The 784-nt window shown below is 59.7% G+C and carries 1 pseudogene; it reads left to right on the top strand.

Annotated elements, in window-relative coordinates:
- A pseudogene (locus D3222_RS24840) lies at nucleotides 1-784 on the top strand (DNA primase); the annotation flags it as partial.

Raw genomic sequence — 784 nt, 5'->3', positions numbered from 1 at the left:
GATGAAGAGCTGCTGAACCGCTGTCTGGTGCTGACGGTCAACGAATCGCGCGAGCAGACGCAGGCCATCCACGCCATGCAGCGGCACCGTCAGACGCTAGAAGGGTTGCTGGCTGACTCGGAGAAAGGCTATCTGACGCAGTTACACCAGAACGCCCAGCGCCTGTTAAGGCCGCTGAAAGTGGTCAATCCTTACGCCCATCAACTGACGTTCCTGTCAGACAAAACCCGGATGCGGCGCGACCACATGAAATACCTGACGCTGATACAGGCCATTGCCCTGCTGCACCAGTACCAGCGGGAGGTGAAGAAAACGACCCACCGCGGGCAGGTCATCGAATATATCGAAGTCACGAAAGCGGACATTGCTCTGGCCAACCGGCTGGCGCATGAGGTGCTGGGGCGCACGCTGGACGAAATGCCGCCGCAGACCCGCAAGCTGTTGCTGCTGATACAGGAGATGGTCGGCCACATCGCGCAGCGCCAGCACTGCCAGCCAAACGAAGTGCGTTTTACCCGGCGGGATATCCGCGCCTTTACCCACTGGAGCGACAGCCAGCTCAAAAACCACTGTCAACGGCTGACGGAAATGGAATACCTGCTGTTGCATGGCGGCAGCCGGGGGCACCTGCTGCATTATGAACTGCTGTGGGACGGAGAAGACAATGGCGCAGCCCACCTGTGCGGCCTGCTGGATGTCGGAGAAGCGGACTCAGAAACCGCCAGCAGTGAACGCAAGTCTGACCCGGAAGGTCGTAAGTCTTCCCCAAGTCCGGGGCAAGTCT

The organism is Photorhabdus sp. CRCIA-P01, from assembly GCF_003545805.1.
GTDB classification, from domain to species: Bacteria; Pseudomonadota; Gammaproteobacteria; order Enterobacterales; family Enterobacteriaceae; genus Photorhabdus; species Photorhabdus antumapuensis.
Note: the sequence above shows the minus strand (reverse complement) of the source record. Positions and strands in the feature narration are given on the sequence as shown.